Source organism: Caulobacter sp. DWR2-3-1b2, assembly GCF_049896345.1.
Taxonomy (GTDB): domain Bacteria; phylum Pseudomonadota; class Alphaproteobacteria; order Caulobacterales; family Caulobacteraceae; genus Caulobacter.
The window spans coordinates 415,978-436,952 of sequence record NZ_JAFCUC010000003.1 but is presented as its reverse complement, the minus strand read 5'-3'; the positions used below and the strand labels follow the sequence as shown (position 1 = coordinate 436,952).

Here is a 20,975-nt window from a genome sequence, read left to right as displayed (position 1 = left end):
GAAAGCCTGATTGAGCAAATTGTGTAGTTTTGCGCAATTTCAAGGGGAGGGAGGGAACATTGAGGCGCGCTAGTCTTGCGTCGCCGCCAAAGTGATGGCCTGCGAGCCTCGTCCCCAACTTTGGCGGAGCACGGCCCCCGCGTTCCTTCGCCGGGGCCACCCGTTGCGACGCCGCGCAGGCTAGAGCGCGCGGAACTCACTGATCTCCGCAAGGGCCGCGCGGTCTTGCAGGATCGCCAAGCCACCGTGCACCTCCACCAGGCCGTCGCGCCGCAATTGTTGAAGGGTCCGATTGACGTGAACGAGGCTGAGGCCCAGAGCGTCCGCCAGAATTTCCTGCTTCACGGGCAGGCGAAAGCTGTCGCCATAGGTCTCGCCAACCTCCGCCAGGCGCGCATGAAGCTCCAGAAGGAGGTGCGCGCAGCGCTCGTAGGCGGTTTGCCTGCCCAGGCGCACTACCTGATTGATCAGCCGTGTCTGCTGCTGATCCGACGCGATGGCCAGAGCGCGGCTCAGACCGGGTGATCCCGTGATCTGGCCGATCAATGATGGCCGGACCCGCTGAACGCTCACGGCCGTCACGGCGGTGATTTTCGTGCTTTCGCGGGATTGGGTCAGCAAATCAAACCCCACGGCATCACCAGGAAGCAGGAACGCCACCACCTGACGGCGCCCGTCGTGGAGTTCCCGCGACAGGCACGCCCATCCAGACAGCAAGAAAAATGGCGGGGCGCCCGGCCGTGATGGATGCAAGACCTCGCCCGTCTGATAGCCGACGGGCGCATGCAGCAGCGTGTCCAGAAGCGCGATTTCGCTGTCCTGCACGCCGAACGCCTGTAGTCGGCGCGTGAAGCTGCGCTCGGTTGACGTCAACGTGGAATGAGAGTTAGCGCTCACCACGGTTCAGTCCTCTAGCGAGCTTCACAGCAACGCCGGATGCAGTATTTTTCCGAACCCTGCTTTGCGCATACTCGCTCCAACACTTGGCGAGCCCCGTCCCGAACATACCCTGTGCCGATGCGAGAGCTAGGTCGAGTCGGAATGGGCGGTGGCGTTGCTTTTTTCCTTGGACCGGAATGCTATGATGTTCTGAACACAGCGAGGGACGATGGCGACGCTTGCGGGAGCGATGAACGGCCCAGGCGCGGATCGCTTGTCAGCGTTGCCCTGGGAGCAGACGCCGCTGGGCCCGCGCGCGGACTGGCCGGGTAGCCTCTGCGCGGCCATCGACCTCATGTTGGGCGCCGGCGCGCCGGGCGCCCTGTTCATCGGTCCACAGCTGGTGCAGATGCACAACCTCGCTTTCGACGCCCTCTATCGCGATGGTTCGGCGGCCACCCGCGCCTTGGGCCGATCCCTCAAGCGGGATGATCCGGACAGCAGCCTGGCCAAGGCGGCGGGCGAGGTGTTCGCCGGGCGCAGCATCCTGCTGGCCAGCCAAGGCTGGACGATCGGCGCATCGCCGGGGACGCCAGCGTTCAATCTGTCCTGCGCCCCGATCCGCGACGAGAGCGGGCAGGTGGGCGCGATGCTGGTGCTGGCCTTTCCAGTGACCAGTCCAGCCAGGCTCGACGCGGGCGCGTCCATCAGCGAACTGCAGCATCGCGTGCGCAATCTCTTGGCCGTGGTCAGGTCGCTGGTCGCGCGAAGCGCGGAGAGCAGCGACACGGTGGAGGATCTGGCCGCCCACCTGGACGGCCGCATCGCCGCCGTGGCGCGCGTCCATGGCGTGCTGTTGCGCAATCCCCATGCGGGTGTCGATCTCGAAGGCATGATCCGCGACGAGCTGTTGACCCAGAGCGCCGATCAGGACCGGCTGAACCTTGGCGGACCCGAGATCGTCTTGCCGCCCAAGGCGGCTGACCTGATGACGCTGGCGATCCACGAGCTGGCGACCAACGCCACGAAATTCGGCGCCCTGTCCCAAGCCTCGGGAAAACTCGACATCACCTGGAAGCTGGATCAGGCTGGAGCGCGAGGGCAACAACTCGAACTGGTGTGGATGGAGTCGGGCGTCGCGATCGCCAGCCAGGCTCCGCGTCGGCAGGGTTTCGGAACTAATCTGCTGAAACGTCGACTACCCTACGAACTCGCGGGCGAAGCCGACATAGAGTTTCGCCCTGGCGGCGTGGTTTGTCGGATCGCCTTCCCGCTCGCGCCCGTCGCCGCGATGGGGTCCTCAAGTGTGGGGGGCGTGACGACGACGGCGGGGGACGACGCATGACGACTTCAAAGAGCCTTGCTGGCATGGACGTGCTGCTGGTCGAGGACGACTACTATCTCGCCGATGACACCCGCCGGGTCTTGGCGGCGGCGGGCGCCAATGTCGCCGGCCCCTATGCGCGCGTGGCCGAAAGTCTCTCACGCGTGGCGCAAGGCCGGGTTGATTGCGGCGTCCTGGACATCAATCTGGGTGAGGGGCCTTCGTTTATCATGGCCCGCGCGCTGAAGCAGCGCGACGTGCCCTTCGTGTTCGCCACCGGCTATGGGCGAGAGGTCCTGCCCGACGATTTCAACGAGGTGGAGCTGCTTGAAAAGCCGGTGGATCCCCGGCTGCTGATCGACGCTGTCGCCAGAGCCTGCCGCAAGCATGAGACCTCGGAAGTCTGAGCCTCGGAAGTCTGAGCCTCGGCGCGGCGAGCCTCAGCGGCCAAGGGGCGGGCGTCAGGATCATCCGCGCTCCGCCAAGAGCAGCGACTTCAACTGTCAAACATCCACGGGCTTGATCAAGATCGTGACGTCCTCGTACCTCGTCGGAATGGAATCCTGCTCGTATCCGGTGGCGAAAACATACGGAGCGCCGAAGTTTGTGAGCATGCCAGTGGATAGACCATCTCCCCGCGCAGGTTGATATCCAGCACCGCGCCATCCACCGGCGTGGTCTCGATCAACGCGATGGCCTGCGCCGGTTGACCGATGGGGCCGACCACCTCGGCGCCGAGGTCGGTCAGCGCGTCGGCCAGGATGTCGGCCAGCAGATACTCGTCCTCGACTACGCGCTGGGCTCGCACGTCGCGGCGCTGGGGCTAAGCTTCGCGCGGGACGGCGGCTTTGGCGGGGCCTTCGCCCACGGCGCGTTCGTGGGTGAGCATGGCAGTTGGAACCGGCAGGACCTCTCTGGCTACAAGGTCGTCTGGGTCCCGTTCTCGGGTGGCAAGCCGGCGGGCAAGCCGGTCGACTTCGTCACGGGCTTTCTCGATCAGAACGGCCATGCGCGCGGCCGCCCTGTGGGTGTCGCCTTCGATCCGAAGAAGCGGATCCTGCTGATCGCCGACGATCTCTCCAACACGGTCTGGCGAGTCGCTCCGGGGCAGTGAAGGATGGCAAGCGGCGGAGATGCATCCAGACGGGGGCGGGCGCGTATTCCAGTGAGCGGAATGACGTGAAGGAGGCCGCGCCGCACTTGCTTAGCTTGTCGCGGCGCCTACATGCCCCGTGCCGGTCTCCGGCAGGAGACTGGAATGATCGGCGCTTTGGCGAGAAACTCGAACCTGTTTTCGCTCTCGCGGGTCGCGGGCTTGCTCGTGGCGAGCGGCTTGGCGTTTTCAGCGTCCCCGGTTGGAGCGCAAGCCTTGCCCGAAGGCGCCGCCTCGACGGTCGTCGAAAGCGTGGCGCAAGTCCCCGCCAACGAGCAGCTTGGTTATGATCCGCTCGAGCGCGTCAACCGCGCCAGCTATGGCTTCAGCATGGGGGTGGACCGAGCCTTGATCGGCCCGATCGCCCACGGGTACATGAAGGTGACGCCGACCCCGGTGCAACATCGCGTCAGCGCGGTGGTCTATAATCTGGGCGAGCCCAGCACCGCCTTGAACGACATCCTGCAAGGTCACCCCAAGCGCATGGGCGTCACCAGCTCGCGTTTCCTGATCAATTCGACGATCGGCCTGCTGGGCCTGTTCGATGTGGCCGCCAAGCTGGGCCTGCCGCCGCACGACGCTGATTTTGGCCAGACCTTCGGCCGCTATGGGGTCAAGGCCGGCCCCTATCTCTATGTGCCGATCATGGGGCCGCTGCATTTCCGCGAGGGCGTGGGCCGGGTATTCGACTTCGCGACCGATCCGGTGGCCATGGTCGGCGGCGGCTGGAAGACCACTTTCGGCGCGACCCGCCTGGTCGCCCAAACCGTCGATACGCGCAGCAGCGCCGACAACGCCTTCCGGGCGCTGGACGACTCGCTCGACCCCTACGTAGCCGCGCGATCCGCCTATGGACAGCATCGCGAGGCCCTGGTGCGCGAGGCCACGGGCGAGGTTCAGGTTTTGCCGGACTTCGATGACGCGCCGCCCGCCAATGCGCCCGCCACGCTGAGCCCGACAGGAAAACCATGACCGATCTGGAAGCGACCTCCATGAAATCCCACCCCACGCGCCGCATGGCCGTTGCCGCCCTCGCCGGCCTCGGCGTGCTGTGGCAGGCCACGCCCGGCCTGGCGCAAGCGAGCCGCAGCCCGCAAGCTGAGCAGTTTGTGCAGGTCAAGGCCCAGCGCGTCATTGGCGTGCTAGCCGACAAGGGCCAGAACGTCGCGCAGAAGAAGGCGACCTTCCACGCGGCGATCGACGATCTGGCCGACGTGCCGAAGATCACCAATTTCGTGTTGGGCAAGTATGCCCGGACGATCACGCCGGACCAGCGCCAGCGCTTCTCCGCCGCGTTCCGCGTCTATGCCGAGGGCGTCTATCAGAACCGGATCGACGACTATCACGGCGAGACACTGAAAGTGACGGGCTCGACCGTTCGCAAGCCGGGCGACGTGATCGTCAACACCGTGATTTCCGGCGGCCAGGTGGGTCAGCCCGTGCCGGTGGCCTGGCGGGTGATGGGCGGCGGAGCGTCGTGGAAAGTGGTCGATGTGCAGTTCAAGGGGGTGTGGCTGGCCATCACCCAGCAGCAGGACTTCGTTTCGACGATCGATAACGCCGGCGGCAATGTCGACGTGCTGATTTCACAGCTGCAGCGCGACGCCCGGCGTCCCGCCGCGCGCAAATAGACCAAGACCGGGGCGGGCCGTTCGGGCGGCCGCCCCGCTGGCTTCGAAAGGATATGGGCTTGCGCGAACAATGGGCCGAGACCCTGATGGGTCTCCTCGTCCTCGTCCTCGCGGCGGGGTTTCTGGTCTACTCGCTGAGCGTGGGCGACGTGGGAACCAAGCCGGGCGGCTATGAGGTGACGGCCAGGTTTGGCCAGGTCGGTTCGTTGGCGCCGGGCTCCGCCGTCAGCGTGGCGGGGGTCAAGGTCGGCACTGTTTCGGAAATCAGACTGGATCCGAAGAGTTTCCTGGCCGTCGCCAAGCTGAGCCTGGACAACGACGTCAAGCTGCCGGCCGATTCCACCGCCAAGGTGACCAGCGACAGCCTGCTGGGCGGCGTTCACGTATCGATCGCGCCAGGCGGAGCGATGGGGAACATCAAGCCGGGCGGCGAGATTGAGAACACCCAAGGCGCCGTGGATCTGTTCGGGCTGATCGGCTCGGTGATGCGACCGCAGGGCGCCGCTACCGAGGCTGCGCCGACCGCGACGCCCGCCGTTCCAGCCGCCGCGACCGTGCCGGCGGAAAGCTACTGAGATGACCGCCGGTGTCGCGGCGCTCCCCGCCGTCTTCAAACCCTTCCGCGTCATCGGACACTCGACACTGGCCGCTCTGCGCATGGTGGGCTCGGTCGGGGTGTTCGCGCTGCGCGGCCTGATCTCGGTATTCACCCTGCCGTGGTTTCCCCAGCAGTTCTTGCGCCAGTTGGTCGCCATCGGCTTCTTCTCGCTGCCGGTGGTGGGACTGACGGCGATCTTCACCGGGGCCGCCCTGGGCCTGAACATCTATACCGGCGGCGGGCGGTTCAACGCCGAGCAGGTGATGCCGCAGATCGTCGCCTTGGGGATCACGCGCGAGCTCGGACCCGTGCTGGCGGCCCTGATGCTGGCCGGCCGGGTCTCGGCGGCCATCGCGGCCGAGATCGGGGCCATGCGGGCCACCGAGCAGATTGACGCCATGCGCACGCTCTCGACCGATCCGTTTCGTTACCTGGTCGCGCCGCGCCTGCTGGCCGCGACCCTGGTGCTGCCGCTGCTGACCCTCGTCGCCGACATCATCGGCGTGGCCGGCGGCTGGCTGGTGGCGGTGCGGATACTGGACTTCAACTCGACGGTCTACATCCGCAACACCGCCAATTTCCTGCAGCTGTGGGACGTCGGGTCGGGCCTGATCAAGGCGGCCGTGTTTGGCTTCATCGTGGCGCTGATGGGCTGCTATCACGGCTATAGCGCCAAGGGCGGGGCGCGCGGGGTCGGCCGGGCGACCACCCATGCGGTGGTGTCGTCAGCCATCCTGATCTTCGCCTCCGACTATTTCCTCACAACCCTGTTCACCCGCGCATGACTGATATCGCCAAACTTGAGTGGCGGAGTGTCCGCAAACGGTTCGACGGCGGCGCGCCGGTGCTGGACGGACTGGATCTCAGTGTCGCCGCCGGCCGTTCGCTGGTGATCATCGGCGGCTCGGGCCAGGGCAAGTCCGTGACCATCAAGGTGGCCATGGGCCTGATGCAGGCCGACGCCGGCCAGGTGCTCGTCGATGGCCAGAACATCAACGCCCTGGGTGGCAAGGCGCGGCGCGAATTGTTCTCGCGCATCGGCGTGCTGTTCCAGGGCGCGGCCCTGTTCGACAGCCTCAGCGTCTGGGAGAACGTCGCCTTTCGCCTGATCAACGCCGACGGCGTGTCCCGCAAGGACGCCAAGGAACGGGCCATCGAGGCGCTGGGCCGTGTTCGGCTGGGCGCCGGCGTCGCCGACTCCTATCCCTCGTCGCTGTCTGGCGGCATGCAGAAGCGGGTCGGCCTGGCGCGGGCCGTGGTGACCAATCCCGAGATCCTCTTTTTCGACGAGCCGACGACAGGCTTGGACCCCATCACCTCGGCGGCGATCAACGAGCTCATCGTCGATCAGGTTCGGGGCCTGGGCTGCACGGCGGTGTCGATCACCCACGACCTGGCTTCGGCCCGGACGATCGGCGACCAGATCGCCATGCTGCACGACGGCAAGATTGTCTGGACCGGCTCGCCCGCAGAGCTGGACCTTACCGACAATCCCTATGTGCGCCAGTTCGTGGACGGGCGCTCCCTCGGCCCCATGACGAGCGCGGTCTAGGCGACAGCGCGCCTTTCGTTGGCGGTCGCGCTCGTGGCGGTCGTCGTCGGCTGACACGGTCACGCTGGATATCGGCGAGATGTCGTTCGCCAGCCTCCGCGACCAGACCGACCGCACCTTCGCCCGGTTGGCCCAGGACAAGAGGCTGGACCTCTTCGTCAGTATCGCCCCGGCCCTGCCGCGCTCAATGTACACCGACGACAAGCGCCTGCAGCAGGTGAAGAACCTGCTGTCCAACGCCCCCAAATTCACCCAGGAAGGTTCGGTGCGCCTCCCCATCGCCCGCGCCGCCGACGGCTGGGCGCTGGGCAATGACCACCTGAACAAGGGGGGCCAGGTGCTCGCCTTCTCGGTCGAGGACACCGGCATCTGGCCAGCACGGCGGGGTCGTCCTCGACTACCAGCACCCGCTTGCTGCCGCGAGTCAGCTCGTCCGAGCACTGCTTGTCTTCCGGGATACCTCTAGAGCATTTCCCGACCTGACTGCGTCAGGCCGCGAGCTCTAATCTTCTGTTTTGACGCATTTTTCTTCACGCGAACCGGAACCACTTCGCTCGAAAAATGCTCTAGCCGAAAAACCGGCAAGTTCCTGCCGGCGGATTCGGCCGCGCGCTACGAGACCCTGGGATGGGTATTCTTCCAGACGGCGGCGATCGGTTCGATGTTTGGCCAGCTGGGTTTTTTCCACCGCTTTGCCGGTCGCGAATACGAAGACAAGCGCCCTCGCGATCGCTACGCCGCCGAGCCCAGGCGCTTGCTGGGCGTGTTGGAAACCCGGCCGGCGGGCCGCGACTGGATCATGGGCGACGACTACACCATCGCCGACATCGCCACTTTGGGCTGGGTGCGTAACCTGATCGGCTTCTATGACGCGGGCGACCTGGTCGACTAGGCCATCCTTGAGAACGTACCGGCCTGGCTGGCGCGAAGCCTGGCTCGCCCGGCCGTGCAACGCGGCCTGGAGCTGCCGAAACGCCCCCAGGGTCGCGTCCCATGCGTCCACTACCCTCGGGGGTGGCCCCGCCCCGCCGACGCGCACGAACGTGACAGGTAATCTTAACGCGTTTCGTTGACCATGCGGCGCGAGGTCGGGCGAGCGGGCCGGCGCTGTCGGAGGGGCAGATGGATCACCACGAAGCGCGACGCCTGCGGGACCTCCAGGACTATGGCGTTCTGGACACATCGCCAGACATCGCCTTCGACCGTCTGACCCGCCTGGCGGCCGACCTGTTCGACGTCCCCATCGCCCTGGTTTCCCTGACCGATGCGGATCGGCAGTGGTACAAATCCCGCGTGGGCTTGGATATCTGCTCCTCGCCGCGCGAAGAGGCGTTCTGCGCCCACGCCATCACCTTGGAGCCGAACGCGGTGATGGTGGTCGAGGACGCGAGCCTTGATCCCCGTTTCGCGAGCTACCCTTCGGTCGTGGGCGACATGGGTGTGCGCTTCTATATCGGCGCCGTCCTGACCTCGCCGCAGGGCTTTAATCTCGGCACCCTCTGCATCGTCGACATGAAGCCTCGGCCGCGCCCCACCGAGCGGGAACTTGACCGGCTGCGCGCCTTGGCCGGCATCGCGGTCGACGAGCTGGAACGGGTTCGTGTCACGCGCCTGAGCTGGGAGCAATCCCGCCTGCTGCGCCTGGCCGAGACCATGTCCGCCGTCGCTCACTGGCGTTATGACGTGGTGTCCGGCGACCTGTTCTGGTCTCCGTTGGTCTATGAGACCCTCGGGTTCGATCCGGCGACCCATGCGCCGCCCTTCGCCTCCGGCTTGCAGGCCTTCCATCCCGATGACCGGCCCCTGGTCGAGGGTCAACTGGCCGCCGCAATCGCGTCGAAGGGGCAGGGCAGCTTCCAGGCGCGCGTCATCCGTCCGGACGGCGAGACACGGATCGTGCAGTCCAGGGCCGGCTGCGAATTCGACGAATGGGGCGAAGTGGTCGCACTGATCGGCCTGCTCCAGGACGTTACCGAGCAGGTCATGAGCCTCGATAGCCTGACCGCCAGCGAGGCCCGCTACCGGTTGCTGGCCGAGAACACTTCCGACATCATCGTGCGCACCGACCTCGACGGGGTGCTGCTCTACGTGTCGCCCGCCGTTAGGGCCATGGGCCGCGATCCCGAGGAGATGATCGGCACGACCGGCGACACCCTCGTCCACCCCGATGACTTGCAGCGCTTTCGGGCCAATGCGGCGGTCCTGGGGGCCGGCGTGGTCGACACGGCCGGCAATCGCCAGCACCGCTTCCTGACCGGAGATGGCCGCTGGATCTGGCTGGAAGGCAACCCCCAGGTCATCCGCGACGCCGCGGGGCGGCCCTTGGAGATCGTCAACGTCTTCCGAGACGTGACGGAACGCCGCACGCTGCAGGAGCAGGCCGACCGGATGGCGCGCCTCACGGCCCTGGCCGAGGAGGTTGGCGGCATCGGTCATTGGCGCATCGAGGTCGGCTCGGGCGAGGTGACCGGGTCGCCGCATGTCGCCACCCTCTATGGGCTCGACCCTGACGCCGTGCCCCGCGTCGAGCACTTCGTCGAAGCCGTTCATCCCGACGACCGGGCGGCGCAACGAACCCGAGCCCGGCTGGCGTTCGAGCAGGGCGTCGACTGGAAGTCGGCCGTGACGCGTGTTCTCCTGCCGGATGGCGGCACGCGCTATCTGGAAGGCCATGGCTATTGCGAGCGTGACGCGGCCGGGGCCGTGGTCGCGGTGTTCGGCACGATGATGGACATCACCGATCGCGTCATGGCCGACGCGGTCCGCGCCGAGGGCGAGGCCCGTTATCGCGCGATGTCGGAACGCGTGCTCCTGGCCACCCAGGCGGGGCAGATAGGCATCTGGGAACGGAACCTCCAGACCGACGCCCTGGTCTGGGACGACAAGATGCACGCGCTCTATGGTGTGGAGCCGGGCGAGGATCTGACGTTCGAACGGTTCGCCGCCGCCCTGCATCCTGAGGATCGCCAGGATCAGCTGATCGCCGCCCAGGCGGCCGTCGACAACGACGCGCCCTTCAACACCGAGTTCCGGGTTGTTCGGCCAGACGGCGAGGTGCGGTCGATCCGCGCTCTCGCCACGGTGGTCCGCGACGCCGCGGGCTCGGCGCTACGGATGGTCGGCACCAATTGGGACGTCACCGCGGTGCGCAACCTGGAACTGTCGTTGCGGGCGAGCGAGGACCGGGCGCGCAACATCATCGCCAATGCGCACCAAGCCATCGTCACCGCCGATGAAACCGGTGTGATCACCGGTTGGAACCGGCACGCTGAGTTGACCTTCGGCTGGAGCGGCGACGAGGCGATCGGGGCTGAAATCGCGATGCTGCTGCCAGGCGGTGATGCCGATCTGGACGCTTTCCTTGGGGCGCGGCTGGGCGAGAACATCGACCAGCGCGTCGAGCTGATGGCCCGGCGCAAGGACGGCGCGGACTTCCCTATCGAGCTTGCCGTCAGCGCGGTGCGCGACGCGGCGGGCTGGGAAATGACCGCCCTGATGCACGATATCAGCGAGCGCCGGGCTCAACTGGAGCTGTTCGAGAACGCCTTTGAACACGCGGCGATCGGCAAGGCCTTGGTGGGTCTGGATGGCGGATTCCTCAAGGTCAATCCGACCCTTTGCGCCATGATCGGCTATTCCAAGGAGGAACTGCTGGCTCTGGACTTCCAGGCCATCACCTATCCCGACGACCTGGACGCCGACCTCGACCTCTTTGCGAACCTGCGCGACGGCCTGATCTCCACCTACCGGATGGACAAGCGCTATTTCCGCAAGGACGGATCGATCATCTGGGTGCAGCTGGTCGTCTCGCGCGTCGACAATCCCGACGGCTCGCCCCGCCACTACATCTCGCAGATCGAGGACTTCACGGCCCGGCGTCAGGCCGAGGCGGCCCTGAAGGACAGTGAGGCGCGCTACCGGCTGATGGCCGAGAACACCACGGACATGATCCTGACCGCCGACCTGACCGGCGCGATCACGTTCGTGGCCGCCTCGTGCGAGGTCCTGACCGGCTATGCGCCCCCCGAGTTGATGGGCCGCAGCGCCGCCGACCTGGCCCATGCGGACGAACGGCAGCGGGTTCGGCGGGTCTATCGCAACCTGATTACGGGGGGCCCCACCGAACGGGTGCGCTGGCGCGTGCTGCACAAGGCTACTGGCCAATTCGTGTGGCTGGAGTCCAATCCGTCCGTTCTGCGACACCCGGTCACCGAGGCGCCGACCGGCTTCCTCGACGTGATCCGCGACGTGACACAGCAGGTGGTGCAAGAGGAGGCCCTGGCCGCCGCGCGCGCCGAGGCCGAGGTCGCCGCCGCAGTGAAGGGCGAGTTCCTGGCCAATATGAGCCACGAGATCCGTACGCCGCTAACCGCGGTGATCGGCTTCTCGGGCCTGCTGACCCAGCGCCCCGAACTGGACGCGCTGTCTCGCCGTTTCGTCCAGCGGGTCTCAAGCGCCGGCCAGGCCCTGCTGGCGATCGTCAATGACATCCTCGATTTTTCCAAGCTGGAGGCGGGCCAGGTCGATATATCACCGCAGCCGGTCTCGCCTCTGTCGGTGGCCTGTGACGCCCTGGCCCTGTTCACGCCCCAAGCCGACGAGAAGGGGTTGTGGTTGGAGTGCGAGGCCGAGGGCGAGTTGCCTGACCTTGTGATGATCGACCCCGATCGCGTGCGGCAGGTGCTGCTGAACCTGATCGGCAATGCGGTGAAGTTCACCGAGCGCGGCTCGGTTCGCCTAGTCGTCGCCTACGAGGCGGCAGCCGAGCGCTTGTGCGTGCGGGTCGAGGATACCGGAGCGGGGATGAGCGTCGACCAATTGGAGAAGCTCTTTCAGCGCTTCTCGCAGGTGGACGCCTCATCGACTCGCAAACACGGCGGAACGGGTCTTGGCCTGGCGATCTCCAAGGGCCTGACCGAGGCCATGGGCGGCGGTATCGCCGCCATCAGCGTCCCGGGCGCGGGCTCGGTGTTCTCGTTCCACGTCGCCGCGCCGATCGGTGCGGCCCAGGCCGAGGCGACGCAGGACGACGTCCAGTTCAGAAGCCTGGACGGGGTCCGGGTGCTGGTGGTCGATGACAATCTGGTCAACCGGGAGCTGGCCCGCACCGTGCTGGAGAGCGTGGGCGCCGAGGTTGGTGAAGCGGCAAGCGGCCAGGCGGCGGTCGAGGCTGCGGAGTTGCAGCCGTTCGATTGCATCCTGATGGATCTGCGCATGCCGGGTCTGTCGGGCCCCGACGCCCTGCGGAAAATTCGCGCGGGGCTCGGACCGAACCAAAACGTGCCCATCCTGGCCTTTACGGCCGACGCTGATCGACAAGGCCAGGACTACCCCGATTTCGACGGATTGGTTTCCAAGCCCATCCTGGCGCTGGAACTCATCCGCGCGGTGAGCGCCTGCACGGACTGGAACGACACGCCTTTTGAAGCCGGCGACCACGGTGCGGACGGGACCCACGGCAAGGCGGGCGTCTGATCTTGCGCCGCACACGGATTCTGGTGGTCGAGGACGATCCGATCATCCTTGACCTGATCACCACCCGGCTCGACCTGGCTGGCTATGACACCTATTTTGCCCGCGACGGCATGGAAGGTTTCAGTCGGCTTCGGGAACTACGCCCGGCGGCCATGGTGCTGGACATCAACATGCCCAGGCTGGACGGGTTCGGCCTCTTGAAGAAGATGCGCCAAGAAGAGATGCTCGATCACACCCCGACCATGGTGTTGACCGCCCGCAACCAACCCGACGACGTCAAGCAGGCGATCGCCCTGGGCGCGCGGGACTTCTTGGCCAAGCCGTTTCGCGACGATCAATTGCTCTCCCGGATCGGTCGCCTGCTGCGCAGGGCGCCGACTCGGCCACCCAAGACACCGGAACCGACGCTCGAGGACGATCCCGACACGATCCTGCTGTAGCGCTGTCGATCGGTTCGGGACACACAGCGTCCCACGCCATTTCCAGCTAGAGCATTTTTCGAGCGAAGTGGTTGCGGTTCGCGTGAAGAAAAATGCGTCAAAACAAAAAATTAGAGCTCACGGCCTGACGCAGTCAGGTCGGGAAATGCTCTAGGCCCGCGCCCCCGTCGTCAGGGACGGGTGGGAAACGACGGGATTCGGATCCGGCTAAAGCCTCAACAGGGCTGCCCACCGGACGCGGACGGATAGCGATGGCGCGGAGCGATCGGCTTCGTCAAAACGGTACCAAACTCACAACTCCGAACGATTTCCGGCGCTCCGCGACCCTTTCCATCTCTTCAGCGGCAGCCCGGGTGAAGTCCTCCCCCCGTGGGGGAGGACTATTCGGGAAACCCCGTTCACTTTTTATTCTGCTCCGCCTTGAACCAGAGTGGGGGAACACTCAAGTTGCTTATTCGTTGAGCTCATCGGGTGGTCGCGGCCCCTGACCAAGGGCCGCCAGGAGAGCGCATGAGTCCCGACGACACATCTGGCAGGGAGGCCTCCCAGGCCCCCGCCATCGCCCTGGTCGATCGCTACCTAGCCGTGCGACGACGCACCGAGGCCCTGGCTCAGCCCTTGTCGCCCGAGGACCAGGGCGCTCAGTCGATGCCGGACGCCAGCCCGGTCAAATGGCACCGCGCCCACACAGGCTGGTTCTTCGAGACCTTCCTGCTGACGCCGTTTCTGCCTGGCTATCAGGTCTTCGATCCGGCCTTCGGCTACCTGTTCAATTCCTACTACGAGGCCGTAGGGCCCCGCCAGCCGCGCCCTCTCCGCGGCCTGATCACCCGGCCATCGGCGGGCGAGGTTGGCGCCTATCGAGCCCATGTCGACGCGGCCATGGTCCGCCTGCTGGCCACTTCACCCACGGCGGAGGTGATGAGCCGACTGGATCTGGGCCTGGCCCACGAGGAGCAGCATCAGGAGCTGATCCTAATGGACCTGCTGCATCTTTTCGCTCAGTCGCCGCTGCAGCCTGCCTATCGCCCGCAACCCCTTCCGCAACGCCCAGCCGCCGACGAGGCGCGCTACGTCGCCTTCGACGGAGGATTGGTCGAGATCGGCGACGCCGGCCCGGGTTTTGCCTTCGACAACGAACGGCCCCGCCACCGGGTCTTTCTTGAATCCTACCGCCTGGCCGACCGCCTGGTGACCAATGGCGAATGGCTGGCCTTCATGGCCGATGGCGGCTATCGCCGGGCCGAGTTGTGGCTCTCGGACGGCTGGGCGGCGGTGGCCGACGAGGGCTGGGACGCGCCGCTCTATTGGCGACGGGAGGAGGGCGCGACCTGGTCGGTCATGACCCTGGCCGGCCGCCAGCCCGTCGACCTGGAGGCTCCGGTCGGCCATGTCAGCTACTACGAAGCCGCCGCCTTTGCCCTCTGGACGGGACGCCGCCTGCCGACCGAAGCCGAGTGGGAGGCCGCCGTTGGCTCGCACAAGGGGCAGGCGCTGCGCCAGACCTTCGGCGAGGCTTGGCAATGGACCGCCAGCCCCTATGTCGCCTATCCCGGGTTCAAGCCGGGCGGCGGCGCGCTGGGCGAATACAACGGCAAGTTCATGATCAATCAGATGGCCCTGCGAGGCGGCGCCGCCGGAACCGCGCCTGGCCACACCCGGCTATCGTATCGCAACTTTTTCCACCCAGCCAAGCGCTGGGCGTTCACGGGGGTCCGCTTGGCCGGCGACATGAGCCCACTGGATCGCGAGACCGCGACGCCGGCCTCGACCTTCCTGGAAGACGCCGTGACGGGGCTGACCGACCATCCCAAGACCCTGCCGGCCAAATATTTCTACGACGCCGAAGGCTCGCGCCTGTTCGAGGCGATCTGCGACCTGCCGGAATATTACCCGACCCGTACAGAGACGGCGCTGCTGCGCCGGATCGCGCCGGAGATCGCCGCCCGGGTCATGGAAGGCGCGGTCCTGGTCGAATTTGGCAGCGGGGCTAGCACCAAGACTCGGATTCTACTCGACGCCATGCCGCAAGTGGCTGTCTACGCACCGATCGACATCAGCGAGACGGCGGTTGAGGAGGCCAGCAAGGCGATCCGACGTGACTATCCCGGCCTGATCGTCGCGCCACTGGTCGATGACTTCACCCGCGCCTTCCGCCTTCCCGCCGCCGCGCGCGGACGGCCGGTGACGGGGTTTTTCCCGGGATCTACGATCGGCAATTTCGCGCCGGCCGACGCCGAGATTTTTCTGCGTGGGGCGCACACCCTACTGGGCGAAGGCGCGATGTTCGTTGTCGGGGTCGATATCGCCAAGAGCGCGGACGTCCTGGTGCCGGCCTACGACGACGCTCAGGGGGTCACCGCGGCGTTCAACAAGAACGTCCTGGCTCGGATCAACAGCGAACTAGGCGGTGATTTCGACCTAACCGCCTTCGATCACCGCGCGGTCTGGAACCCCGACGAAAGCCGCATGGAGATGCATCTGGTCAGCCAAGTAGACCAGGTCGCGCATTTGGCTGGACGGGAGGTCGCTTTCACGGCCGGGGAGACGATCCACACCGAGAACTCTTACAAATATGCGGCCAATGCCTTCGTGGAATTGGCCCACCGCGCGGGCTGGAAGGTCGCGGCGCGCTGGATCAGCGACAGCCCGAGTTTCGGGGTCTTTGCTCTAGCCGGCTAAGGCGAGCGGTATGCGAGACGGAGGCGGGGGCGGCCGCGACCCGGAGGCCGCGGCGCGCCTGGTTTCAGGCGTCGCGGCCGGAAAGACGCCCGCCGCCGCGCGACGAGGAGCCGCCCTTGCGGCCGGCATTGGCCGCCAGGTCGCGATCCTTCGCGAAGCTCCGCTTTTCGCTGGGAACACTGGCCCCGCCTTTGCGCGCGATCTCGCGTCGACGCTCGGGGTCCATGGCGGCGAAGCCTCTACGGCCGCGTGGCCGTTCGCTGTCGAGGTCCATAGGTTGCTCCTAATCGGGACTGGTCACGGGGGGAAACGGGGCAGGTTGGGCGTCATAGGGCCGGTCGTCGCCCGGCTGAACGGGGGGATCGCTCATCGGCACTTCGTCGGGCATTGAGCCCGGGTCGTACTCGGGTTGCGACGGCTCGAGCGGCGGTGGTGCGTCGGGGTCGGTCACTGGCGTCCTTCCACATGTTCCAGTGAAGTAACCGGTGAAGTCGCGATCGGTTCACCCGACGGGTGACACAAAATTGCAGAGTTTCGCGTTAACTATTGGACGGGCAAAGTGAACCCATGACGAAGTCACGGAAGACCACGCCGGAAAGCGCAGCAATATCGCGCCATTGGCGACTGATGGCGGCCTTCGGGGCCGGCGTTTTGGGCTGGCTCGCGGCCCGTCATCTGAACGCACCCGTCAGCAGCCACATGCTGATCGGGTGGGATGTCTGCGCACTGACTTTTGTCGTGACGACGTGGCATCTGTTTCTGACCGCCGACGAAGCCGAGGTCCGCCGCCGCGCCGCCGTCGAGGACGAGAAGCCGACGCTGATCCTGTTGATCGTACTGGCCGCCATCCTGTCCAGCTTGGTGGCGGTGGTGGCCGCGATGCTGAACGCCCGCACGGCCAGCGCGAGCACCCAAGGCGTCACCGCGGCCTGCGCCGGAATCACCCTGGTGCTGTCATGGGTGATCCTGCACTCGGTGTTCACGCTGCACTACGCCCATCGCCATTTCGGCGACGGGACGGACAAGCCGGGGTTCCTGTTTCCAGGCGAGCCGGCCAGCACCTATCTCGACTTCGTCTATCTAGCCTTCAGCATCGGCGCGACCTTCCAGGTCTCGGACAACAACGTCCTGACCCGGAAACTGCGAAACCTCGTCACCGCCCAGGCGGTCTGCGCCTATTTCTACAACACCGCTGTCCTGACCCTGGGGATCAACATCATCGCCGGGTTGGTGGCGTCCTAGGCGGGTCCTCGCCGCGACCCTGAGCCGGAGTGCGGGGCAGTCCAGCCAGTCGCAGCCGGCCATCACCGTCGCTGTCGAGCAGGATAAAGCGAGACCGGGCGGCGCGGATCGCCTCGTCGCGGCTGATACGGCGATCGAAGTCGCTATCGGCGCCCATCACCGGCTGCGGCTCGTTGAGCAGACCGTATGGCGCTGCGCCCTGCAGCATCCCGCCGATGGGGCCTCCGCGACGGCCGCCGAGACCACCGCCGCCGGGCCCCTCCTGCCCGCCACCTCGGCCACCGCGAGGCGGTCCGTCGGCGTCTTGCCGGCCAGGACCTCGAAGGCCGGCCCCCTGGAACGCCCTGACGATCTCGGGCGCGATCTCGGCTTCGTAGTGAGAGACCTCGAACCCGTCGATGACGCCGCTGTGGTCAGTGTCGACCAGACCGAAGAAGCGCGCGGCGTCAGCCACGAACTCGGCGCGGGTCACCATGCCGTCATGATCGGTGTCCGCGCCGGCGAACCAGGCCGCCACGGGGTAGGGCGCGCCGGCCTCGGCCCGGAAGGGCTCGCCGGCCGGGCTGACGAACACCTGCCGACGCGCGAGCCGGGGGCCGTCATTGTCGTCCGACGGTCGAGCGCGCGGCGCCTTTCCCCAGTCACCGCGCGGGCCGTCCTGCGGCGGGCCCGAAGCGCAGGCCGCCAGGCATAGGGCGGCGAACATCAGAATGCAGGTAGCGCGAAGGCGGGTCATGGTTTCCATTCTTCCGATGAACCGCGCCCGCATGTCTGGCGTATGGCGCAGCTTTTGCGTCACCGTAACAAAACTGACTTTAGAACGGTAGTTCGACCCGGGCGCGCAAACCGCCGGTGGGGCGGTTATGCAAGGTGACGTCGCCGCCATGGGCTCGGGCCACCGAACGAACGACGGCTAAACCCAGCCCGATGCCGCCGGTTTCGCGGTTGCGTGAAGGCTCGCTGCGGAAGAACGGCTCGAACACCCTATCCAGCTCCGTCGGCGCGATGCCGGGACCGTCGTCGTCGATCTCGATCACCGCCAGAAGATCCTTGACGTGCACACGGCCTTGCACCGAGCCTCCGTACTTGAGGCCATTGTCGACAAGGTTGGTCAGCAGCCGACGCAGGGCCACGGGGTCGCCGTCGATGATGATCTTCTCGCCACGCTCGACCACCGCCTGGCCGCCGGTCTCGGCGGCCTCGTCTATGACGCTCTCGAGCAGCGAGGCCAGTTCCAGCTTGGTGCGCTCGGCCGGGCGGGTCGTGTCGCGGACGAAGGCCATGGTGGCGGCGATCATCGCCTCCATCTGGTCGATGTCCGAGGCGAGCTTTGCGCGGATGTCGTCGGGCGTCGCCTCGATCCGAAACCGAAGGCGGGTCAGCGGCGTCCGCAGGTCATGGGCCACCGCGCCGATCATCGCCGTGCGATCCTCGACATAGCGGCGCAAACGCTCCTGCATCATGTTGAAGGCGTTGGAAGCGGCGATCACCTCGGCCGAACCCGACAGCGTCAGCGGCGCGGCGCGGGGATCCCGCCCCAGGCGCTCGGCGGCTCCGGCGAAGGCGCTGATCGGACCCGACAGGCGCCGGGCGAACAGCCAGGCCAACGGCGATACGCAAAGCACCGAAAGGGCCAGGATCAGCAGGATTCGCTGCTGCCAGCTGTCGAAGCGGAACGCCGGCTTGGGCTCGACGATCGTCCATCGGCCGTCGTCCTGCTGAATGGCCAGCTTGAAGTCGCCGAAGATGAAAGGCTCTTCGCGGGCCAAGTCCAGGCGCGGCGGCCGGTGCGCGGGACCGTCTGGGCCATCTCCCGAACGGCCGCCTGGACCGCCGAAATTGCCAGCCGGGCCACCCGGGCCACCCGGGCCACCGGGCCCACCCGGTCCCCTTGGGCCCTCCCGACCGCGAGCCTCGCCGTCTTGTGGCGGCAGGCGTTGGAGCTGGTTGCGTTTCTGATTGCGGACGAAGAACCGAGGTCCGGTGTCGACGTCAATCTCGATCCTCGCCGGATCGGTCCCGATCTCGCGGGCGAGCGCGGTCTTGAATTCGGAGCGGCGACGGTTATCGACCAAGCCACGGATGGGCTTGGAGCGCGGGCGAACGACCAGGGCGCGGCCGTCCCGCGACTGCACGGTCTGGCCGGTCTTCAAGGCCCGAGTGATCTCGCTCAGCCGATAGAATTCGGGCGGCGGCGGTGGCAGGGTGAAGACCACCGCGATGGCGATCAATTGCGCCGCGACCAGGGTGACAATCACCAGACCCAAGGCCTGGACGAACAGCGGCGCGCTGCTGGGTCCCCTTGGCCTAGGCCCCGGAGCCCGGACGCTCTCGATCATGGCGTGCGGGTGACCTTGGACGTGAACATGTAGCCTTCGCTACGGATGGTGCGGATCAGCTCGCCGCCGCCGCCATCGTCCAGCTTGCGGCGCAGGCGGCTGATCTGGACGTCGATGGCCCGGTCATAGGCGTCGCTTTCGCGGCCACGGGCCAGGTCAAGCAGCTGATCGCGGGTCAGCACCCGTTGCGGACGTTCGACGAAGGCGCGCAGCAGCGAGAACTCGCCGCTCGACAGATTGACGACCACCGATTGGGGCGAACGCAGCTCGCGGCGCACCAGGTCCAGCCGCCAGCCGGCGAACTCGCAGGCCGCGCCCATGCCGTCGTCGACGGCGCGCGGCTCCTGGCGTCGGCGCAGCACAGCGCGGACCCGGGCCAGCAGCTCGCGAGGATTGCAGGGCTTGGGCAGATAATCGTCGGCGCCGAGCTCCAGGCCGACGATGCGGTCAGTCTCCTCGCCCATGGCCGAGAGCATGATGATGGCCGGCCCGTCGGCGGCCGACAGTCGGCGGCAGATGGCCAGGCCGTCCTCGCCAGGCAGCATGATGTCGAGCACGATCAGATCGACGGGACCGCGGGCCAGGGCCTGCTCCATCGTTCGGGAGTCCGAGGCGGTGTCGATGGCGTAGCCGTGGCGACCCAGGAACTCGGCCACGACGTCGCGGATGCCGGGATCGTCATCGACGATGAGGATGCGGGCGCCTCGAGCCGCGTCGGGCCCGGTCTGGGACACGACGTGGGCGGAGGTTGGCGGGGCCGACGACGTCGCGGGATCTTGCGAACTTTCCATGACTTGCTTTTTCCACGCCCCCGTCTCCAGCAGATTTCACGGCTGAAACAGGGGCGCAACCCGTCCGTGCGAGCGGGGTCGCAATGTTGCCCGCGAACCAGTTGCTAACCCGGCGAGTTGTTGACCGGGGCGGCGTAGTCCCGGCCCTCGATATTCATCGACTCGATCGCCAAGTCGCTGACGAAGGGGTTGCTGCGCTGCTCGGCCCCGAAGGTCGACATCGGGCCGTGGCCCGGCACGAACTGCACGTCGGCGCCCAGCGGCCACAGCTTGCCAGTGATGGCGTCCAGCAGGTCTTGGTGGTTGCCGCGCGGGAAGTCGGTGCGGCCGATCGAGCCCTTGAACAGCACGTCCCCCACCTGGGCGAAGCGCGCCTCGCGATGGAAGAAGATCACGTGGCCCGGCGTGTGACCGGGGCAGTGCAAGACCTCGAACTCGGTCTCGCCCAGGGTGACCACGTCACCGTCATCCAGCCAGCGGTCGGTGACGAAATTGCGGGCTTCCGGCACGCCGTAGCGCTCGCCGGTCTCCTGGATCTGGTCGATCCAGAATTGATCGTCCCTGTGCGGCCCCTCGATCGGAACGCCGGTCAGACGCTTGAGCTCGGCCGCGCCGCCGGCATGGTCCATGTGGCCGTGGGTGATCCAGATCTTTTCCAGGGTCAGGCCGTTGTCGGCCAGGGCCTTCATCAGGCGCGGCACCTCGCCGCCCGGATCGATCACCGCCGCCTTCATCGTCTTGGCGCACCAGACGATCGTGCAGTTCTGCTGCAGCGGCGTGACCGGCGCGATAACGGCGCGGATCGGCATTTCGGCCATGGGGCGACTCCAAACGAAACGGGCGGAGATCCGAGGATCTCCGCCCGTCCG

19 protein-coding genes and 1 pseudogene are annotated in these 20,975 nt (G+C 66.7%); 14 read left to right on the top strand and 6 right to left on the bottom strand.

Annotated features, from left to right (window positions below; genetic code table 11):
* Positions 1-180 precede the first annotated feature (180 nt).
* Positions 181-825: a Crp/Fnr family transcriptional regulator gene (locus ACP694_RS11345; protein WP_426012432.1), complete on the bottom strand. Its 645-nt coding sequence runs from the start codon at positions 823-825 to the stop codon at positions 181-183.
* Between the two features lie 328 nt (positions 826-1,153).
* Here ACP694_RS11345 and ACP694_RS11340 point away from each other — a divergent pair, with 328 nt between their 5' ends.
* The 13 genes and pseudogenes from ACP694_RS11340 to egtB all read left to right on the top strand — a co-directional run bounded on the left by ACP694_RS11340 (position 1,154) and on the right by egtB (position 15,734).
* Positions 1,154-2,224 carry a sensor histidine kinase gene (locus ACP694_RS11340; RefSeq protein ID WP_426012430.1) on the top strand — a complete coding sequence of 357 codons (1,071 nt, stop codon included), beginning with the start codon at positions 1,154-1,156 and terminating at the stop codon, positions 2,222-2,224.
* The gene (locus ACP694_RS11335; protein ID WP_426012428.1) at positions 2,221-2,610 is read left to right on the top strand and encodes a response regulator; all 390 of its coding nucleotides are present in this window, start codon (positions 2,221-2,223) and stop codon (positions 2,608-2,610) included. Before ACP694_RS11340 ends, ACP694_RS11335 begins: the two co-directional genes overlap by 4 nt.
* A gap of 299 nt (positions 2,611-2,909) precedes the next feature.
* On the top strand, positions 2,910-3,317 hold the full coding sequence (locus ACP694_RS11330) for a hypothetical protein (protein ID WP_426012426.1): 408 nt from the start codon (positions 2,910-2,912) through the stop codon (positions 3,315-3,317).
* Positions 3,318-3,572: 255 nt separating this feature from the next.
* The gene (locus tag ACP694_RS11325) at positions 3,573-4,328 is read left to right on the top strand and encodes an MlaA family lipoprotein (protein ID WP_426012424.1); all 756 of its coding nucleotides are present in this window, start codon (positions 3,573-3,575) and stop codon (positions 4,326-4,328) included.
* Positions 4,325-4,987, top strand: a complete 663-nt coding sequence (locus ACP694_RS11320; RefSeq protein ID WP_426012422.1) for an MlaC/ttg2D family ABC transporter substrate-binding protein — start codon at positions 4,325-4,327, stop codon at positions 4,985-4,987. Before ACP694_RS11325 ends, ACP694_RS11320 begins: the two co-directional genes overlap by 4 nt.
* 53 nt (positions 4,988-5,040) lie before the next feature.
* Positions 5,041-5,562 (top strand): outer membrane lipid asymmetry maintenance protein MlaD, encoded by a 522-nt coding sequence (gene mlaD / locus ACP694_RS11315; protein WP_426012420.1) that lies wholly within the window; start codon positions 5,041-5,043, stop codon positions 5,560-5,562.
* A gap of 1 nt (position 5,563) precedes the next feature.
* Entirely contained in the window at positions 5,564-6,370 is an 807-nt protein-coding gene (locus ACP694_RS11310) for an MlaE family ABC transporter permease (protein ID WP_426012418.1), read from the top strand.
* Positions 6,367-7,137 carry an ABC transporter ATP-binding protein gene (locus ACP694_RS11305; protein ID WP_426012417.1) on the top strand — a complete coding sequence of 257 codons (771 nt, stop codon included), beginning with the start codon at positions 6,367-6,369 and terminating at the stop codon, positions 7,135-7,137. Before ACP694_RS11310 ends, ACP694_RS11305 begins: the two co-directional genes overlap by 4 nt.
* 79 nt (positions 7,138-7,216) lie before the next feature.
* The gene (locus ACP694_RS11300; protein ID WP_426012415.1) at positions 7,217-7,603 is read left to right on the top strand and encodes a hypothetical protein; all 387 of its coding nucleotides are present in this window, start codon (positions 7,217-7,219) and stop codon (positions 7,601-7,603) included.
* Positions 7,604-7,705: 102 nt separating this feature from the next.
* Positions 7,706-8,116 (top strand): annotated as a pseudogene (locus ACP694_RS11295) (glutathione binding-like protein); the annotation flags it as partial.
* A gap of 143 nt (positions 8,117-8,259) precedes the next feature.
* Positions 8,260-12,612, top strand: coding sequence for a PAS domain S-box protein (locus tag ACP694_RS11290; RefSeq protein ID WP_426012413.1), 4,353 nt, complete (start codon positions 8,260-8,262; stop codon positions 12,610-12,612).
* Positions 12,613-12,614: 2 nt separating this feature from the next.
* Complete coding sequence (locus ACP694_RS11285) at positions 12,615-13,052, top strand: response regulator (RefSeq protein ID WP_426012412.1); 438 nt, start codon at positions 12,615-12,617, stop codon at positions 13,050-13,052.
* A gap of 510 nt (positions 13,053-13,562) precedes the next feature.
* On the top strand, positions 13,563-15,734 hold the full coding sequence (egtB, locus tag ACP694_RS11280) for an ergothioneine biosynthesis protein EgtB (RefSeq protein ID WP_426012410.1): 2,172 nt from the start codon (positions 13,563-13,565) through the stop codon (positions 15,732-15,734).
* A gap of 64 nt (positions 15,735-15,798) precedes the next feature.
* On the opposite strand, the gene ACP694_RS11275 is transcribed toward egtB, so the two are convergent.
* Positions 15,799-16,008, bottom strand: a complete 210-nt coding sequence (locus ACP694_RS11275) for a KGG domain-containing protein (protein WP_007675496.1) — start codon at positions 16,006-16,008, stop codon at positions 15,799-15,801.
* A 293-nt stretch (positions 16,009-16,301) separates the two neighbouring features.
* Here ACP694_RS11275 and ACP694_RS11270 point away from each other — a divergent pair, with 293 nt between their 5' ends.
* Positions 16,302-16,976, top strand: a complete 675-nt coding sequence (locus ACP694_RS11270; RefSeq protein ID WP_426012408.1) for a DUF1345 domain-containing protein — start codon at positions 16,302-16,304, stop codon at positions 16,974-16,976.
* Here the strand turns inward: ACP694_RS11270 and ACP694_RS11265 are convergent.
* From ACP694_RS11265 to ACP694_RS11250, 4 genes are all read right to left on the bottom strand, one after another.
* Positions 16,951-17,712 (bottom strand): hypothetical protein, encoded by a 762-nt coding sequence (locus tag ACP694_RS11265; RefSeq protein ID WP_426012406.1) that lies wholly within the window; start codon positions 17,710-17,712, stop codon positions 16,951-16,953. The genes ACP694_RS11270 and ACP694_RS11265 overlap by 26 nt on opposite strands.
* 79 nt (positions 17,713-17,791) lie before the next feature.
* Positions 17,792-19,315: an ATP-binding protein gene (locus ACP694_RS11260; protein WP_426012404.1), complete on the bottom strand. Its 1,524-nt coding sequence runs from the start codon at positions 19,313-19,315 to the stop codon at positions 17,792-17,794.
* A complete protein-coding gene (locus ACP694_RS11255; protein WP_426012402.1) occupies positions 19,312-20,106 on the bottom strand; it encodes a response regulator in 795 nt (264 codons plus the stop codon). The genes ACP694_RS11260 and ACP694_RS11255 overlap by 4 nt, the downstream gene beginning before the upstream one ends.
* Positions 20,107-20,210: 104 nt before the next feature.
* Positions 20,211-20,924, bottom strand: coding sequence for an MBL fold metallo-hydrolase (locus ACP694_RS11250; RefSeq protein ID WP_426012400.1), 714 nt, complete (start codon positions 20,922-20,924; stop codon positions 20,211-20,213).
* Between the last annotated feature and the right edge of the window lie 51 nt (positions 20,925-20,975).

What these genes read in the sequence shown, in the direction of transcription:
- ACP694_RS11335 (WP_426012428.1), top strand. Translation starts at nt 2,221, where the DNA reads ATGACGACTTCAAAGAGCCTTGCTGGCATGGACGTGCTGCTGGTCGAG.
- ACP694_RS11320 (WP_426012422.1), top strand. Translation starts at nt 4,325, where the DNA reads ATGACCGATCTGGAAGCGACCTCCATGAAATCCCACCCCACGCGCCGC.
- mlaD (WP_426012420.1), top strand. Translation starts at nt 5,041, where the DNA reads ATGGGCTTGCGCGAACAATGGGCCGAGACCCTGATGGGTCTCCTCGTC.
- ACP694_RS11310 (WP_426012418.1), top strand. Translation starts at nt 5,564, where the DNA reads ATGACCGCCGGTGTCGCGGCGCTCCCCGCCGTCTTCAAACCCTTCCGC.
- ACP694_RS11305 (WP_426012417.1), top strand. Translation starts at nt 6,367, where the DNA reads ATGACTGATATCGCCAAACTTGAGTGGCGGAGTGTCCGCAAACGGTTC.
- ACP694_RS11300 (WP_426012415.1), top strand. Translation starts at nt 7,217, where the DNA reads ATGTCGTTCGCCAGCCTCCGCGACCAGACCGACCGCACCTTCGCCCGG.
- ACP694_RS11290 (WP_426012413.1), top strand. Translation starts at nt 8,260, where the DNA reads ATGGATCACCACGAAGCGCGACGCCTGCGGGACCTCCAGGACTATGGC.
- egtB (WP_426012410.1), top strand. Translation starts at nt 13,563, where the DNA reads ATGAGTCCCGACGACACATCTGGCAGGGAGGCCTCCCAGGCCCCCGCC.
- ACP694_RS11275 (WP_007675496.1), bottom strand. Translation starts at nt 16,008, where the DNA reads ATGGACCTCGACAGCGAACGGCCACGCGGCCGTAGAGGCTTCGCCGCC.
- ACP694_RS11270 (WP_426012408.1), top strand. Translation starts at nt 16,302, where the DNA reads ATGACGAAGTCACGGAAGACCACGCCGGAAAGCGCAGCAATATCGCGC.
- ACP694_RS11265 (WP_426012406.1), bottom strand. Translation starts at nt 17,712, where the DNA reads ATGACCCGCCTTCGCGCTACCTGCATTCTGATGTTCGCCGCCCTATGC.
- ACP694_RS11260 (WP_426012404.1), bottom strand. Translation starts at nt 19,315, where the DNA reads ATGATCGAGAGCGTCCGGGCTCCGGGGCCTAGGCCAAGGGGACCCAGC.
- ACP694_RS11255 (WP_426012402.1), bottom strand. Translation starts at nt 20,106, where the DNA reads ATGGAAAGTTCGCAAGATCCCGCGACGTCGTCGGCCCCGCCAACCTCC.
- ACP694_RS11250 (WP_426012400.1), bottom strand. Translation starts at nt 20,924, where the DNA reads ATGGCCGAAATGCCGATCCGCGCCGTTATCGCGCCGGTCACGCCGCTG.